Below are 15,946 nucleotides of genomic sequence, written 5' to 3'. Positions count from 1 at the left end.
GACACGATCAATTCGATCCTCAGTCCTCTTTATATCGCTGTCTCATGGATCATCATCCGGTTCCACTCGCTGTACAGCCTGATCTTCGATGAGAACAGCGGCTGGGCCTGGGGTCTGTCGATCGTCTCCCTGGTGGTCGTGGTCCGCATCTGCCTGATCCCGCTCTTCGTGCGGCAGATCAAGTCCACGCGGAACATGCAGGCGCTCCAGCCGCAGATGAAGAAGATCCAGGAGCGCTACAAGAACGACCGGCAGCGGCAGTCCGAGGAGATGATGAAGCTGTACCGCGAGACGGGTACCAACCCGCTCGCGAGCTGCCTGCCGATCCTCGCGCAGTCCCCGTTTTTCATCGCGCTCTTCCAGACGCTGAGCCACATCGCGAACGACCAGACGGTCGGCGTGCTCACCGAGTCGCAGGTCACCAGCGCCCGGCAGGCCACGATCTTCGGCGCCCCCATCGCGAGCCGCTTCCTGGACGGCGCGAACGATGTCGCCCAGCTGGGTGCCTCGCTCGGCACGGTCCGCACCGTCACGATCATCATGATCGTCCTGATGTCGGCGTCGCAGTTCTTCACCCAGCGCCAGCTGATGACGAAGAACGTCGACCTCTCGGCGAAGACGCCGTTCATGAATCAGCAGAAGATGCTGATGTACGTCTTCCCCCTCATGTTCGCCGTCTTCGGCATCAACTTCCCGGTCGGCGTCCTCATCTACTGGCTGACGACGAACGTCTGGTCCATGGGCCAGCAGCTCTACGTGATCCAGCGCAACCCCACCCCGGGCAGCCTCGCCTACAAGCAGCGCCAGGAGCGCCTGCGGAAGAAGGGCAAGCTCCAGGACCCGGTGGCCGAGGCCGAGGCGAAGAAGGCCGAGACCGAGCGGGCCCCCAGGACGCAGCCCAAGCGTCAGACGAAGGCCCGCCGCCAGGGCGCCGCCGGTGGCCAGCAGCCCAGGAACCAGGCGGGGCAGCCCAGGACTCCGCGTACGCCCGACGCGCCGCGCCTGGAGAAGTCCACGGACCAGCCGGCCGGTGACCAGCCCGCCGAGGGCCGGGACCAGGGCGCGCAGCAGGGGCAGCAGCAGGCCCGGAAGCAGTCGGCCAAGAAGTCTCCCCAGGGCAAGAACAAGTCGTCCGCGAAGAGCAAGAAGTAAGAAGGAGCGTCCCCGTGACGGAGACCACCTCGCCCGCGCCCGCCCCGGCCGAGACCGGTGACGCGCTGAGCCGGCTGGAACAGGAAGGCGAGATCGCGGCCGACTACCTGGAGGGGCTGCTGGACATCGCCGACCTCGACGGCGACATCGACATGGACGTCGAGGGCGACCGGGCCGCCGTGTCGATCATCGCCGACGGCTCCTCGCGCGACCTCCAGAAGCTCGTCGGCCGTGACGGCGAGGTCCTGGAGGCGCTCCAGGAACTGACCCGGCTCGCCGTCCACCGGGAGACCGGTGAGCGCAGCCGGCTGATGCTGGACATCGCCGAGCACCGCGCCAGGAAGCGGGAGAAGCTCACCACGCTCGGCACCGAGACGGCCCAGCAGGTCAAGGAGACCGGCGAGCCCGTCAAGCTCAAGCCGATGACCCCGTTCGAGCGCAAGGTCGTGCACGACGCGGTCGCGGCGGCCGGGCTGCGCAGCGAGTCGGAGGGCGAGGAGCCGCAGCGCCGGGTGGTCGTCCTCCCGTGAGTGACGCGCTCCCCGAGGACGCACCACTGAAGGTCCCGTCCCCGCCGGAGACGGCGGGGCGGATCTTCGGCGACCGGCTTTCCGACGCGGTCAGGTACGCCGAGCTGCTCGCCGAGGTGGGCGTGCGCCGCGGTCTCATCGGCCCCCGCGAGGTGCCCCGGCTCTGGGAACGCCATCTGCTGAACTGCGCGGTGCTTTCCGAGGTCGTTCCCGAGGGAGTCACCGTCTGCGACGTCGGCTCGGGCGCGGGGCTGCCGGGCATCCCGCTGGCGCTCGTCCGGTCCGATCTGCGCATCAGCCTGCTGGAGCCGCTGCTGCGCCGCACGTCGTTCCTCCAGGAGGTCGTCGAGCTGCTCGGTCTTGAGGACCGCGTCACCGTGGTGCGCGGCCGCGCCGAGGAGGTGCTGAGCACCTTCACCCCGGTCCACGTGGTGACGGCCCGCGCGGTCGCACCGCTGGACCGCCTGGCGGGCTGGGGCGTCCCGCTGCTGCGGCCCTACGGCGAGATGCTGGCCCTCAAGGGCGACACCGCCGAGGAGGAGCTGAAGGGCGCGCGGGGCGCGCTGGCGAAGCTGGGAGCCGTCCGCAGCTCGGTGCTCCGGGTCGGTGGCGACGTCGTGGACCCGCCCTCGACCGTCGTCCGCGTCGAGGTGGGCGAGAGCCCGGGAGGCGTGCGGTTCGCCGCCAAGCGGGCCAAGGCCGCTCGGCGTGGTGGACGCCCTGGCCGGACATCCCGCTGACTCTGCCCCGGGCCGCCCAGCCTCCGAAAAGGTCTTCGTCCCGCGTTCCTCACGAGCGCCGTTCCCCAGGAGCGGCGCTCGTGGCTTTCCTCCCCTCTCACCGCGTCCGCCCTCCAGGCCGTCGGCGGTTCGGCCGATGCGACGGTAAAAGCGCCGCAGATCGCGGTGGACGCGGAGTGTCGAGCACCGGAGCGTCCCGGCGCTCGGCATCGTGTTTCACGTGAAACGCCGCTCGCTGCTGCACGGAATCATCAGCCGGGGACGCGCGGCCTCCGAATCGCGAGACCGTTCACCCCGCCGCCCGTCCCCCACACGGGGGGCGCCGCCCTCCACAGAGCGTCAGTTGTCCACAGGTAACTCGACCTCGCTGGTTCCCGACCCCCAGGACGTGGCAGGCTTTGAACCCACGAAGGCTGCGCGTGTCGAGGAGAGTGAACCATTGCGGTCCGACGCCAATATCGCGGGGCCGATGGCCGATCCGGTCCCCGGTCCTCGGTCCGAGTCGGCGGATGCCCCTGGAGGCGCGGTCGACATCGCGCCCAGTGCACCGCCGCCGACCGGGGACGCCCCGGTCGGCCGGGCCGCCCAGCGGGCCGTCGAGGCCATGTACCGGTCCGGTGGCTCGCTGCCGCGGCCCGAGCAGACCCGCATCATGATCGTCGCCAACCAGAAGGGTGGCGTCGGCAAGACCACCACCACGGTCAACCTGGCGGCATCGCTGGCACTGCACGGCGCCCGCGTGCTGGTGATCGACCTCGACCCGCAGGGCAACGCGTCGACCGCCCTGGGCATCGATCACCATGCCGAGGTCCCGTCCATCTATGACGTCCTGGTCGAGAGCAGGCCGCTCTCCGAAGTGGTGCAGCCGGTCAGGGATGTGGAAGGTCTGTTCTGCGCCCCGGCGACGATCGACCTGGCCGGCGCCGAGATCGAGCTGGTCTCCGTCGTCGCGCGGGAGTCCCGGCTCCAGCGGGCGATCGTCGCCTACGAGCAGCCGCTGGACTACGTGTTCATCGACTGCCCGCCCTCCCTCGGCCTCCTCACCGTCAACGCGCTGGTCGCCGGTGCCGAGGTCGTGATCCCCATCCAGTGCGAGTACTACGCGCTGGAAGGACTCGGGCAGCTGCTGCGGAACGTGGAGCTGGTCCGCGGGCACCTGAACCCGGACCTGCACGTCTCGACGATCCTGCTGACGATGTACGACGGCCGGACCAGGCTGGCCTCGCAGGTGGCCGAGGAAGTGCGCAGCCACTTCGGCACCGAGGTCCTGCGCACCAACATCCCGCGGTCCGTCCGGATCTCGGAGGCGCCCAGCTACGGGCAGACGGTCCTGACCTATGACCCGGGCTCCAGCGGATCGCTCTCCTATCTGGAGGCGGCCCGGGAGATCGCCCTGCGGGGCGCGACTTCTCAGCATGTTCTGCCGCAGCAGGAACAGCGCGGCCCGGTGGAGGGGGCACAGTGAGCGAACGACGTAGAGGTCTTGGCCGCGGACTCGGGGCACTCATCCCGGCCGCACCCCAGCGCCCGGAGACCACGGGGGACGCCGACACCGGCGGCCCGGTCTCGCCGGCATCGCTGCCCGTACTCAACTCCACGCGGAGCATCCCGGTCCCAGCCGGCGCGGGCACCGAGAAGTTCCCCGGCGCCGGACCGGCGGCCGCGGGGAGCCGTCCTCCGGCCGATGCCGGAGAACGCCTGACGACAGCGCACGACGACGAGCAGCAGGCGCCCACCGGGGCCTACTTCGCCGAGCTGCCGCTGGACGCGATCACGCCGAACCCACGGCAGCCGCGTGAGGTGTTCGACGACGACGCGCTGAGCGAACTGGTCACCTCCATCAAGGAGGTCGGTCTGCTCCAGCCCGTGGTGGTGCGGCAGCTCGGTGCGGAGCGCTACGAGCTGATCATGGGCGAGCGCCGGTGGCGCGCCTGCCGGGAGGCGGGCCTGGAGGCGATCCCCGCGATCGTCCGGCACACCGAGGACGACAAGCTGCTCCTGGACGCGCTGCTGGAGAACCTTCACCGCGCCCAGCTGAACCCCCTGGAAGAGGCCGCCGCCTACGACCAGCTGCTGCGGGACTTCAAGTGCACGCATGACGAACTGGCCGACCGCATCGGCCGGTCGCGTCCTCAGGTGTCGAACACGCTCCGCCTGCTGCGGCTGTCCGCCGGGGTGCAGAAGCGGGTGGCCGCCGGGGTGCTCTCGGCCGGTCACGCGCGGGCACTCCTCGGTGTGGACGACGTCGAGGAGCAGGAGCGGCTCGCGCACCGCATCGTCGCCGAGAGCCTGTCGGTCCGTGCCATCGAGGAGATCGTCACCCTCCTCGGCTCGGTGACGGCCAAGGGCCCTCGGCGGAGCGGTCCCCGGGCCGGAAAGCGCATCTCGCCTGCTCTGGAAGGGCTGGCCGGCCGCCTCTCGGACCGCTTCGAGACGCGGGTGAAGGTGGACCTCGGGCAGAAGAAGGGGAAGATCGTCGTCGAGTTCGCCTCCATGGAGGACCTCGACCGCATCCTCGGCCAGCTCGCCCCCGGCGAAGGGCCGGTCCTTGAGAACCGCTCCGCCGAGCCGGACGCAGGGGCGGACACCGAACCTGAGGACGGCACGAGCACCCCGGCCGGGCGCGCCGGCTGACCGTACCGGTCCACCCGAGCCGCTCTCGCCAGCACCTGACGCCCCATGGATACGATGAATCCATGGGGCGTCATCTTGTGCCGCTCACGGTGGACAACCTCGCCGGTCTACCGGCCCGTTGCCGTGACTGCGCCTTCTGGGAGCACGCACCCGGGAGTGCGGACCGCGTGGCATCGGCCGGTCGGCCGGGCGCGGAGAAGGAGGTCTGGGTCTCCACCGTGCTGCGGGAGTGGGGCACCTGCGGGCGGCTGGTCCAGGTGGAAGGGCGGCCGGTGGGCTTTCTCCTGTACGCCCCGCCCGCCTATGTTCCCCGGGCGGCGTCCTTCCCCACCAGCCCGGTGACCGTGGACGCCGTCCTCCTGATGACGGCGTGGATCGATCCCGGGTACCGCGGCCAAGGGCTGGGCCGCGTGATGGTGCAGTCGATGGCGAAGGACCTGCTGGCGCGCGGTGTGCGGGCCATCGAGGCGTTCGGTGACGCGCGGCCCGACGCGTTCTCCGCGCGCTTGTGGGACGGCGGGTGCCTGACACCGGCTCCCTACCTGGAAGCCGTGGGGTTCGAGGAGGTCCGCGCACACGTGATGTTCCCCCGCCTGCGGCTGGAGCTGAAGCGGGCCGTCTCCTGGCGCACGGACATGGAACAGGCGCTGCACCGGCTGTTCCCTGCGGGACGACCCCGCCCGGCGTTGCATCCCGCCTGAGTCACCCGCTATTCCGGGACCGGCGAGACCGGGATCCGCATGCCGTCCGACTTCCCGGGCATGCGAAAGGCTCGGCATGTTTCACGTGAAACATGCCGAGCCTTTCTGCCGCCGCCCCGGCCTGTGGAGGCCGGAGCAGTCAGCGGTCAGCTGATGAAGTCGTTCAGGTCCCGCTCGATCGCGGCCTTCGGCTTTGCGCCCACGATGGTCTTCACGACGTCGCCGCCCTTGTAGACGTTCATCGTCGGGATGGACATGATGCCGTAGCGGGCAGCGGTCTCCGGGTTCTCGTCGATGTTGAGCTTCACAACGGTGATCTTCTCCGCGTGCTCGGCGGCAATGGCCTCAAGCGCGGGGGCGACCATGCGGCACGGGCCGCACCACTCGGCCCAGAAGTCGACCAGGACCGGCTTGTCGCTCTGGAGGACCTTCTCCTCGAAGTCGGCATCAGTGGCGGTCACGGTGGCACCGGCCATGGTGCTTCTCCTTCACTTTCGGTGGGGTGGTAACGGGGGAGGTGGATCCGGTGGTCTGTGTCAGACGCCCGACGTCACGGTCTGGGCGTCGTTGAGGGCGGCCAGGTAGCGCTCCGCGTCCAGCGCCGCCGAGCATCCGGTCCCGGCGGCGGTGATCGCCTGCCGGTAGGTGTGGTCCACGACATCGCCGGCGGCGAAGACACCGGGGACGCTGGTACGGGTCGTGGGAGCCTCGACCTGTACATAGCCGTCCCGGTCCAGCTCCAGCTGGTCGGTGAACAGCTCGACGCGCGGGTCGTGACCGATCGCCACGAACAGCCCGGTCACCGGAAGCTCCGACGTCTCGCCGTTCTGGGTGTTGCGCAGGGTCAGCCCGGAGAGCTTGCCTTCGGAGTCGTGGATCTCGGCGACCTCGCTGTCCCAGACGAACGAGATCTTGGGGTCGGCGAAGGCACGCTCCTGCATGGCCTTCGAGGCGCGGAGGGTGTCCCTGCGGTGGACGATGCTGACGCTCCGGGCGAAGCGGCTGAGGAAGGTCGCCTCCTCCATGGCGGTGTCTCCGCCACCGATCACCGCGATGTCCTGCTCCTTGAAGAAGAAGCCGTCGCAGGTCGCGCAGTAGGAGACGCCGCGGCCGGAGAGCTGGTCCTCGTTGGGAAGCCCCAGACGGCGGTGCTGGGAGCCGGTGGCGACGATGACGGCCTTCGCTTCGTGCACGGTGCCCGCCGTGTCGGTGACCTTTTTGATCTCGCCGCTGAAGTCGACCGAGACGATGTCGTCCGGCACCAACTCCGCGCCGAAACGCTCGGCCTGGGCCCGCATGCCGTCCATCAGGTCGGGGCCCATGATCCCGTCCCTGAAGCCGGGGAAGTTCTCGACCTCGGTGGTGTTCATGAGGGCACCGCCCGCGGTGACCGACCCCTCGAAGACCAGCGGGTTGAGCGATGCGCGCGCGGTGTAGAGCGCTGCCGTATAACCGGCGGGTCCAGAGCCGATGATGATCACGTTGCGGACGTCGCTCACGGGAATCTTCCTTGTCTCGGGGTCTCTCACCCGGGGTCCCGGTCGGGACCCACAGTCCATTAACCGATCCTAGGGTCCCAGACATTCCCGGCCGTCTGCATGGCGGGAGCGTGGTCAGTCGCGGGGATAGCTCGCCCGGACGAGCACCTCGCCGGAGACCGGCGGCGTGGCGCTCACGCAGTCCGCGTCGACCACATACGCGTCCACGCGCTCGGGGTCCACCGCATGGGGGAAGACCACGAGATAGGCATCGGTGCCCGCGTAGTCCTCCGCCTCGGCCGCCAGCGGCGCCTCGCTGCGTCCGATGGCGTCTTCCACACAGGTGGGGACGTCGGAGAGGAGGGTGTCGGGATCCCCGTCCTGTGTCCCGCTCGCCTCGCCTTCGCCTTGCTCCTCGCCCTCTGCGTCCTGGCCGGGCTGCCCCTGCTCGGTACTCCACTCGGATACACCGGGCGGCACGGAGGGCTCCCGCAGGGACTCCGGCGTCGACAGCGCGCCCGTTGCTTCACTCTCGGCCAGGAGGTCGCGCACCTGATCCTCCAGTACGGGGTCCGCCGAACGGCCACCGTCGTCGGAGGCATCGGACAGGCTGCTTGCGCTGTTGTCCTCGTCCGACAGACCGGTACCCAGAGAATCCAGAGCGAAGCTTCCCAGCGCCAGGGCGACCACCGCACCCGCTGCGGCGAGCGCGAGTCGCGGCCAGCGTCGACGGGTTGGCCCCGATCTCCGGACCGCGCTCATGGACTGCCGCTTCGGCGCGAGGTCATGATCTGGTGTACCGGCCGGGGAGGTCTTCGTTTCACGTGAAACATGGAGTTCGCCGAGCGCCGCGTCGATCCGGGCCGCGACGTCATCCGGCATCGGGGAGAGCGGCAGGGCGTGCAGCTCCTGGCGGAGCAGAGCGAAGTCGGCTGCCACGTCCACGCAGGCAGGGCAGTCGGCGATGTGCGCACGCAGTACCGCTGCCTCCTCCGGCGGAAGAAGGTCCTCGTCGAGAGCGGCGATCTCCGCCGGGTCCGGGTGCTGGGTCTCATTCATGGATGTCCGCCGCCTCCCCCCTGCATGGCGCCGGTTTCCCCGGCATTTCTCGGAGGTGGGACGGATGGGCCCACGCTCCGGTTCCGTCCCTCGCCCGCCAGAGGTCCTGGGCGTGGTCGGAGATGCCGGAGAAGGGGCAGCAGCCGGGCGCGGCCACGGGCACAGCGGCTCTTGACCGTCCCCACGGGTGCCTCCAGGATGTCGGCTGCCTCAGCCACCGAGTACCCCTGCATGTCCACCAAGATCAGGGCGGCCCGCTGCTCGACGGGCAGTTCCGCGAGCGCCTGTTGCAGCTGCTCGCGCAGATCACCCCGCTCGGCGGGTGCCTCGGCGGACTCATGCGGTTCGAGGAGGTTCTCCAGCCGTTCCGGCTCGGGCAGCGGACTGGTCCGCCGGCTGCTGGCCTTACGGATGCGGTCGAGGCACGCGTTGACCGTGATGCGGTGGAGCCAGGTCGTGACGGCCGCCTGACCGCGGAAGGTGTGGGCCGCCCGATAGGCGGACACGAAGGCGTCCTGGACCGCGTCGGCGGCCTCCTCGCGGTCGCCCAGCGTTCTCAGGGCCACGGCCCACAGCCGGTCGCGATGACGGCGGACGATCTCACCGAAGGCGTCGGGGTCACCCTGTGTGTGCCGGGCGAGCAGCTCCTCATCGCTGTCGAGGGCCGGGTCGCGGGGTACACGCTGTGCCACCGCGGGACCTCCCCTCTCCTCTGCCGGGCCAGGAGAGGCCCGCCGCGCTCGTCCTCGGCCGATCACCCCGTGACGGAGATCTCCGTGATGCGGCCACGGTAGTTGCCATCTCCGCCCTGAGGCAGCTCGGTGAGCCAGACGAGAACGAACTGTGTCTCGATCGCGCTCTCGGGAGTGAGCGTGACGCTGTCCCCGCTGCCGTCGGCCACTGTCTCGAAGTCGTCGGCGGAGGTCGGCGCGGTGGTGGCGTCCGCGTCCGCGACCCTCAGCTCCATCGAGGTGCCGCCGAGCGTCTCGACCGTGAGGGAGCTGACCGGCCGGACCTCGCCGAGGTCGAGCACAAGACCCGTCCCCTCCTTGAGATTGGCGAAGCCAGGACCGAAGTAGTTGCTGGTGCGCCATTCGGTCCCGGGGTCGCCGTCGATCACATTGCCGACACGCTCGGGGTCCTGCGCGTTCCCGAGCGGATCGAGTTCGGTGATCCCGCTGACCTCGATGGGCCCGGGGGCGGGAGCGTCGTTGTTCTCCACGGGGGGAGCGATCGGCTCGGTGGCCGTGTCACCGGTCGGGCTCTCGTTGGTGAGCAGCGCGTCCGCGATCTGCCAGCTGCCCAGACCCAGCGCCGCGATGAGGAGGGCGGAGACACCCCACTTGAGGGCCGCGCCCGTCCGTCCCGGCAGCGCGGGCTCGGGGGGCGGCGGCGGACGCAGGGGCGACGCGGCGCTTCCCGGCACGGCGCCAAGGCTGCCTCGCTGGTAGGTCGTGTGTTGGAAGGCGGGAATACCCGCGGGCGTGGGCTCGGCCGGCCTGATGCGCGGCAGGGCGGCCAGCGCCTCGTCCAGCTCCTCGGGGGTGGTGCAGGGGGGCTTCTGGCTGGCGGCGGTCGCGCCGTCGTTCACCAGGGCGCGCATCGCGATCTCGGACAGCCCGCGGTGCACCCCCGCGCGCACCTGCTCCGGGGTGGCGAGCGGGTCCCGTGAACTCTTCCCCAGGCCGGCGACACCGCTCAGACCGTACGCACCCTCCCCGTACGGCCAGCGCTGCGTCAGAGCGGCGTACAGGAGCGCTCCGATGGCCTCGGTATCGGCGCGGCGGGGGTTGTCGGCGGTGATGCCGCGCAGTGCGGCGTCCACGGCGAGGCCCCGGATGCGGTACTGACCGGGCCCGGTGCGCAGCACGGTGGCCGGAGTGAGCCGCAGGTGCGCCAGGTCCTTGCGGTGCGCGGCGGCCATCGCCTGGGCGACCTGGCCCGCGAGGGCGTGCGCCTCGTAGGCGTCGAGCGGTCCTGTGGCCAGGACGGTGCTGAGCGGGACCGCGTCGGGCAGCCACTCGTGGATGACGTGCACCTGGCCCTTCTCCTCGACCGCGTCGAGGACCTGGACGAAGCGCGGGTCACCGAGCAGGGCGGCCGACCGGGCGGCGGTCAGGACGGACGCGGCGCGCTCGTGGGAGGCAGGGAGGACGTGGACGCCGACGGCGCGGCGCAGCTTCTCGTCCATCGCGCGCCAGCTGCTGAAGCCGTCCAGTCGGGTGATGCACTCCTCCAGCCGGTAGCGCTTGGCGAGTCTGTGCCCGCTGTGCAGCTCGGGTGTCTCCGGGCTGTCGGCGCTCTTCTCCGGGACGCGTGATGCCGGGCGTGTCGGCTCGGCGGCGAGCGAGATCGTTCTGGTGTCGGCACGCTCGGCGTCCGTGGCGTCCGCGGTGTCGCGGACGCCGGTCGGACCCTGCGGTGGGCTCGTCGCCGTGCTCCGTTCGGCCACCGTCGTTCCGCCTCCCCGTTCTCGGATGTCGGGCTGTTGACACTGCCAGACTCATTGTGCCGGTAGTCCGCAGTGCTGCACGACATATGAATGCGGCCGGGAGCCGTACACCGGAAGGCCGACGGGTGTCGTGCGGTGCTTCTCCAGACCGAATGCCCAGAAAGCGAGATTTCAGCGGCCCAGGCGTCCCCGGATCATTCCGACAAGTGCGGTCAGTTCCTCGATACGCATGCGACGTGCGGCGACGTAGAAAATCGCGAGGAGAATCAGCCCTCCCGCCGCCAGCGCGGCGATCGAGCCCACGATGCCCTCCCCGAGCGCTCCCAGGACGGCGAATCCGACCACGCCGCCCACCAGCGCGGCCGGGATGCTCGCGCCGGCCAGCCGGATGTAGGTCCTGACGATCCTGGCCCCGTCCAGGTCCGCGCGCATCCGGCGGCGCAGGCGGCGCCAGGCGGTGCGCACACCGATCGCGTAGGCCGCGCCGTAGCTCAGGGCGATACCCGCGACCACCCAGCGGTCGGGCAGGGCGACGAAGGAGATCGCCGACAGGACGATCCAGGTGAGGGAGACGATGACCGTGTTGTAGAACGGCGTGCGGGTGTCCTCGTACGCGTAGAAGGCCCGCAGGACGACGTACTGGGCAGAGAAGGGGATGAGGCCCAGACCGAAGGCCATCAGGATGTAGCCGAAGGAACGGGCGCCGTCGTCGCCGGCCGCCCCGAAGAGCAGGGTGCACATGGGGACGCCGAGCGCGACGAACGCGAAGGCGATGGGGACGATGGCCACCGCCGAGGTCCGCAGGCCGTGCGACAGGTCGTCGCGTACCGCCCCCGCGTCCCCGTCCGCGGCGGAGCGGGAGAGCCGCGGCAGGAGCGCCGCCATCACCGACACGGTGATGATCGCCTGGGGCATCTGCCAGATCAGCAGCGCGCTGTTGTAGGCGATGAAGCCCGTGCCCGGGTATCCGGCGCGCTCCGCGTTGTCGCCGGCCCAGGTGGCGAACTGGGTGACGACGACAAGTCCCGCCTGGTTGGCGAGCACGAACAGGACGGTCCACTTGGCGAGCTTGGCCGCCTTGCCCATGCCGTGCCCGCGCCAGTCGAAGCGCGGGCGGACACGGAACCCGGCTGCCCGGAGGTAGGGCAGCATCGCGAGGGCCTGGACGACGAGACCGAGCAGCGTACCGACGCCGAGGAGCCGTACGCCCTCGGGCGTGATGGTCGTGACGCCGACGCCGGAGGTGCGCTGGGTGCCGTAGACCCACAGGAACATCCCGCAGGTGAAGATCACCACGATGTTGTTCAGGACCGGGGTCCACATCATCGGGCCGAAGCGGTCCCGGGCGTTGAGGATCTGTCCGAGGACGACGTGGACGCCCATGAAGAAGATGGTCGGCAGGAAGTAGCGGGCGAAGGTGACCGCCACCTCGTTGGCCGCCGGGTCGTCGGCGATCTTGGCCGACATGAGGCGGACCAGCAGCGGGGCGGCGAACACGGCCACGACGACCAGCGCGCCCAGGATGACCATGACGAGGGTCAGCAGGCGGTTCGCGTAGGCGTCACCGCCGTCGCGGTCGTTCCGCATGGAGCGGACCAGCTGGGGGACGAACACCGAGTTCAGTCCGCCGCCGATGGTCAGGATGTAGATCATGTTGGGCAGCGCCCATGCGACGGTGTAGGTGTCGCCGAGGACGGCGGCGCCCAGGGCCGCCACGATCACGAGCTGCCGGACGAAGCCGGTCAGGCGGGACACCAGGGTGCCGGCCGCCATGATGGCGCTTGAGCGCAGGAGGCTGGCCGCGCGGCCGGGCTTCTTGGCCGGTGCGGGCGGTTCTTCCTGTTCCTGCTCGTGCGGCTGTTCGTGCCGTCCGGCCTCGTACTGCCCCGCCTCATACCGCGCCGACTGGTCCTGCGGGGGCCCGTACCCGGTGCGCTCGTCCTGTTCCGGCGGAGGCCCCTGCCGGGTGGACGGCGGGGGATAGGGCTGGGAGCCGCTCTGCTGGTCACGGAAGAGGTGGGCGAAGGCGTCGTCCAGGTCGGGCCGGTGCCCCGGCCCGCCCGGCTCGGGCGGCTGCTCCCCCGCCCTGTTCATCAGGCCGTCGATGCCGCTGCCGCCGTACGGCCGGTCCTGCGGGCTCCCGTACGGCTGCTGGTACCCGCCGGGGACCTGCCCGCCCGCCCACTGCTGGGGCTCCTGGCCGTAGGCGGTGTGCTGCTGCCGGTAGTCCTGGTGCGGGCCGGGGGGCGGCTGTCCGGCGCGGTCGTACCGCGCGTCGGGCGGGGGGGCCTGCCGGCCGTCGGCGTACGGCTGGTAGCCGGGGTCCTGGTGGTAGCCCGCGCCGCCGTACTGCTGGGAGTGGTGGCCTCCCTGTGAGGGCTGGTGCGGCTGCTGGTAGGGGGCGGACGGGTCGTAGGGGGCGCCGAACTCGCCGCCCGCGTAGCCGTCGGTGGGATGGCCGGCGTTGCCGTAGGCGCCGCCGTCACCCTGGAAGTGGCTGTCCTGCGCGTAGCCGCCCTGCCCGTAGCCGCCGCCCTGCCCGTAGGCGTTCCGGCCGTAGCCGTCGGGGCCGTAGCCGCCCTGGGCGTACGGGTCCCCCTGGCCGCCTGCCGGGCCGTAACCCGTGGGCGGGGATGGATGGTCGCCGGGCACGCCCGGCTGACGCGGCTGCCCCGGGTGACCCGACCGCCTGCGAGAGGGGTCGCCACCGCCCGGCGCCTGGCCGTCCTCACGGTCGTACGGCGCTTCCATCGCTACTCCACCTCAAGAATCACGGGCCGGTGGTGCCTGTCCGGCCGGCGGCTCACTGGTCGTCGTCCAGCCTCTCACCCTTGGGCGGAGCCCCGGCGCTGTCGTCGCCGGTGTCGTTGCCCGGCTCACCCGCCGGGTCGTCCGGCGCGTCCCGTGCGTCCGGCCCGGGAGGACCGTCGTCCCCCGGGGGCCGGGTGGCTTCCCCGGCCGTGTCCTGGTCCGCGTCCTGGTCCGTGTCGTCGGCGTCGGATATCCGGGACGCGCGCTTCCGCTGCGTGTACATCCTGATGCCCGCCAGCACGACGAGCAGGAGACCGCCGGCGATCACCATCAGCACCGTCGAGGTGATCGAGTTGACGTCCGCCTGGAAGCGCATCACCTCGCCGAAGGGCTTGTTGTCGGCGGTGAAGAGCTGCGCCTCGATCATGGTCTTGCCGTTGGCACGCGCCGTGGTGGTGAACTTCACCGACTGGCTGTGGCCGCCGCTGACGGTGATCTCCTGGGGCCCGCTCACCTCAAGGCCGAAGCGGCGGGAGGAGGTGAGGCGCAGTTCGAGCCCTCGCACGTCCTGCACCAGGTTGTTCTGGATCGTGATGGGGATGGTGGCGCTGCGGCCGGAGAGCATGATCGGCGACTTCGGGATGATGCGCACCTGGCTGCGCAGCTCCTCAAGACCGTTCTGCACACTCGCGCGGTACTCCGAGGCGTCCTGTGCCTGGCCGCGCCACGACGTGGACATCTCGCGGCGGATGGCGTTCCCGTAGGGCGTCTCCACGCGGTCGGGACGGGTCAGGATGACGGTGAACTCGTCCAGCGTCCGCTGGGTGTGCCGCATCGCCTGGAAGGCGCTCGTGGGCAGTTCCTGGTCGCGGAGGGCCTGGGGGTAGTCCGACGCCGAGGGCACGTCGGCGGAGAGCGCGGGATCGGGTGCGGCGTCCGCCGTCTCGGACAGCGGGGTGAAGCGTACCCAGTCGCCGTCCTCCTGGAGCGCGGTCAGGGCGCTCGCCATCGCCTGTGCCTGCCGGGCGTTCGGCATGCGCTGGGGGGCCAGCAGGATGTTCCGCTCGTTCGCGGGCTCCTGCTGGGTGATCGAGAACGTCTGGGCCAGCAGTTGCTGCTGGGCGAGGGACGCCGACGCGCCGCTGGACATGTCGCCTTCGAAGAGGGTGGACAGCCGGGCGTCCGCGACGACCGCCGTGACGCCGTCACCGAGCGGGCGCGGCGCGGAGGGCGTGTAGGCGAGGGACTCCGGTGCCCGGAGGCTGTCGCTGCGGGCGATGATCTTGTCCGCCCCCGCGGACGTCCCGACGGACAAGATCTCCGGGTCCACGGCGCCTTCGACGGGCCAGGCGAAGTCCGTGCGCGCCTCGGTGTCCAGAATGGCCTGTACGGTGTCGCCCGCCATCACGGTGGCGTCTCGCAGATGCCCGAGTGTGCCCCGCACCTCCTGGCCCCGGTGGGCGAGTGCGGCGATGTCGGGGTCGGCGAACGGCAGGGCGACCACCTCGGCGTCGCGCAGGACGGTGCGCAGCCGTTGCAGGAAGGCGCTCGCCTCTTCCTGGCCCTGCCCGTTCACCGGCCCGTCCGGGGTGTCGATCCGGTAGCCCTCCGTCATCGCCTCCACGGAGGCCAGCACGTCGGGGTCGATCACCCAGGTCACGGGGAGGCCGGCGCCCAGTTCCACCAGCTGGTCCAGCCGGCCGCCGGGGGAGATCTCCTCCAGCAGGGAGTCGTCGCGGAAGGCGGGCGTCTGCTCGGCGTCGGGTCCCGTCTCCGCCGTCAGGTGGGACGTGGAGATCAGGGGCCACAGGACCGTGAGGCCGGTCCTCGCGGTGCCGGTGCCGTCCGGCTGCCAGGGGAGCAGCGTCCTGCCCATGCCGTAGATGTGGTCCCAGCGCTCGGCCTCGGTCTGCCCGGTGAGGGTGACACCGACCTGGTAGACGCCGTCCCCGTCCAGTTCGAGGGCCTCGACGGGCACGTCCAGGGCGAAGGTGGCGGAGAGCCCCGGGGCGATGGTGCCGATCTCCTGGGAGTACTCGTCCACTATCGCGCCGTCGACCGTGCGGTCGGTGAACCCGTCGCGGCGCAGGGCGTCCTCGATGGCGCTGCGACTGGTGAGCTCCACGCCGGTGCGCGCGGCCACCGAACTGTCGACGATGGCGGAGTCCCCGTTGTTGGTGACCGTGCCCCGGACGGTGACGGTGTCGTCGGCCCCGGGCGAGGCCGGGGTCAGATCGATGATCGAGACGGTCGTCCGCTGCGAGTCGGCGGTGACCTCCACCGGAGCCGCGGCGACCGCCGAGGCGGGCGTCAGACCGGTCAGCAAAGGGGTTCCGGCGATCAGCCCGGTGACCAGTGCGAGCAGACGCCGCGGGCGGCGGATCCCGGCCTCCGGGCGCCGGTCCGGAGGGGCGCAGGACACCGTCTCTGCCACCTCTGCCACGCGTAA

The 15,946-nt window shown here is 70.9% G+C and carries 13 protein-coding genes; 6 read left to right on the top strand and 7 right to left on the bottom strand.

Annotation, left to right across the window (positions count from 1 at the left end; translation table 11 throughout):
* Positions 1-6 precede the first annotated feature (6 nt).
* The 6 genes from yidC to ACL02R_RS09225 all read left to right on the top strand — a co-directional run bounded on the left by yidC (position 7) and on the right by ACL02R_RS09225 (position 5,757).
* Entirely contained in the window at positions 7-1,152 is a 1,146-nt protein-coding gene (gene yidC / locus ACL02R_RS09250; protein ID WP_412796421.1) for a membrane protein insertase YidC, read from the top strand.
* 14 nt (positions 1,153-1,166) lie between these two features.
* On the top strand, positions 1,167-1,682 hold the full coding sequence (locus tag ACL02R_RS09245) for a protein jag (protein ID WP_412796385.1): 516 nt from the start codon (positions 1,167-1,169) through the stop codon (positions 1,680-1,682).
* Positions 1,683-1,708: 26 nt separating this feature from the next.
* Complete coding sequence (gene rsmG, locus ACL02R_RS09240; RefSeq protein WP_412796420.1) at positions 1,709-2,422, top strand: 16S rRNA (guanine(527)-N(7))-methyltransferase RsmG; 714 nt, start codon at positions 1,709-1,711, stop codon at positions 2,420-2,422.
* A 469-nt stretch (positions 2,423-2,891) separates the two neighbouring features.
* Entirely contained in the window at positions 2,892-3,887 is a 996-nt protein-coding gene (locus ACL02R_RS09235; protein ID WP_412796384.1) for a ParA family protein, read from the top strand.
* Entirely contained in the window at positions 3,884-5,056 is a 1,173-nt protein-coding gene (locus ACL02R_RS09230) for a ParB/RepB/Spo0J family partition protein (RefSeq protein ID WP_412796383.1), read from the top strand. The genes ACL02R_RS09235 and ACL02R_RS09230 overlap by 4 nt, the downstream gene beginning before the upstream one ends.
* Positions 5,057-5,118: 62 nt before the next feature.
* Positions 5,119-5,757, top strand: a complete 639-nt coding sequence (locus ACL02R_RS09225; protein ID WP_412796382.1) for a GNAT family N-acetyltransferase — start codon at positions 5,119-5,121, stop codon at positions 5,755-5,757.
* Positions 5,758-5,903: 146 nt separating this feature from the next.
* Here ACL02R_RS09225 and trxA read toward each other — a convergent pair whose 3' ends face one another.
* The 7 genes from trxA to ACL02R_RS09190 all read right to left on the bottom strand — a co-directional run bounded on the left by trxA (position 5,904) and on the right by ACL02R_RS09190 (position 15,940).
* The gene (gene trxA, locus ACL02R_RS09220; RefSeq protein WP_412796381.1) at positions 5,904-6,233 is read right to left on the bottom strand and encodes a thioredoxin; all 330 of its coding nucleotides are present in this window, start codon (positions 6,231-6,233) and stop codon (positions 5,904-5,906) included.
* Positions 6,234-6,293: 60 nt separating this feature from the next.
* Positions 6,294-7,256 carry a thioredoxin-disulfide reductase gene (trxB, locus tag ACL02R_RS09215; RefSeq protein WP_412796380.1) on the bottom strand — a complete coding sequence of 321 codons (963 nt, stop codon included), beginning with the start codon at positions 7,254-7,256 and terminating at the stop codon, positions 6,294-6,296.
* A 114-nt stretch (positions 7,257-7,370) separates the two neighbouring features.
* A complete protein-coding gene (locus ACL02R_RS09210; protein WP_412796379.1) occupies positions 7,371-8,294 on the bottom strand; it encodes an anti-sigma factor family protein in 924 nt (307 codons plus the stop codon).
* Entirely contained in the window at positions 8,291-8,986 is a 696-nt protein-coding gene (gene sigM / locus ACL02R_RS09205; RefSeq protein ID WP_412796378.1) for an RNA polymerase sigma factor SigM, read from the bottom strand. The genes ACL02R_RS09210 and sigM overlap by 4 nt, the downstream gene beginning before the upstream one ends.
* A 62-nt stretch (positions 8,987-9,048) precedes the next feature.
* Entirely contained in the window at positions 9,049-10,746 is a 1,698-nt protein-coding gene (locus ACL02R_RS09200; protein WP_412796377.1) for a protein kinase family protein, read from the bottom strand.
* 171 nt (positions 10,747-10,917) lie between these two features.
* Positions 10,918-13,497 carry a murein biosynthesis integral membrane protein MurJ gene (murJ, locus tag ACL02R_RS09195; RefSeq protein WP_412796376.1) on the bottom strand — a complete coding sequence of 860 codons (2,580 nt, stop codon included), beginning with the start codon at positions 13,495-13,497 and terminating at the stop codon, positions 10,918-10,920.
* Positions 13,498-13,549: 52 nt separating this feature from the next.
* Complete coding sequence (locus ACL02R_RS09190; RefSeq protein ID WP_412796375.1) at positions 13,550-15,940, bottom strand: DUF6049 family protein; 2,391 nt, start codon at positions 15,938-15,940, stop codon at positions 13,550-13,552.
* Between the last annotated feature and the right edge of the window lie 6 nt (positions 15,941-15,946).

This window comes from Streptomyces sp. MS19 (assembly GCF_047200595.1).
Taxonomy (GTDB): domain Bacteria; phylum Actinomycetota; class Actinomycetes; order Streptomycetales; family Streptomycetaceae; genus Streptomyces.
The sequence above is the reverse complement of the archived record's forward strand: the minus strand, read 5'-3'. Positions and strand labels throughout refer to the sequence as shown.

Coding starts and splice junctions, on each gene's coding strand:
- murJ (WP_412796376.1), bottom strand. CDS start 13,497: ATGGAAGCGCCGTACGACCGTGAGGACGGCCAGGCGCCGGGCGGTGGC.
- ACL02R_RS09225 (WP_412796382.1), top strand. CDS start 5,119: ATGGGGCGTCATCTTGTGCCGCTCACGGTGGACAACCTCGCCGGTCTA.
- ACL02R_RS09210 (WP_412796379.1), bottom strand. CDS start 8,294: ATGAATGAGACCCAGCACCCGGACCCGGCGGAGATCGCCGCTCTCGAC.
- trxA (WP_412796381.1), bottom strand. CDS start 6,233: ATGGCCGGTGCCACCGTGACCGCCACTGATGCCGACTTCGAGGAGAAG.
- ACL02R_RS09235 (WP_412796384.1), top strand. CDS start 2,892: ATGGCCGATCCGGTCCCCGGTCCTCGGTCCGAGTCGGCGGATGCCCCT.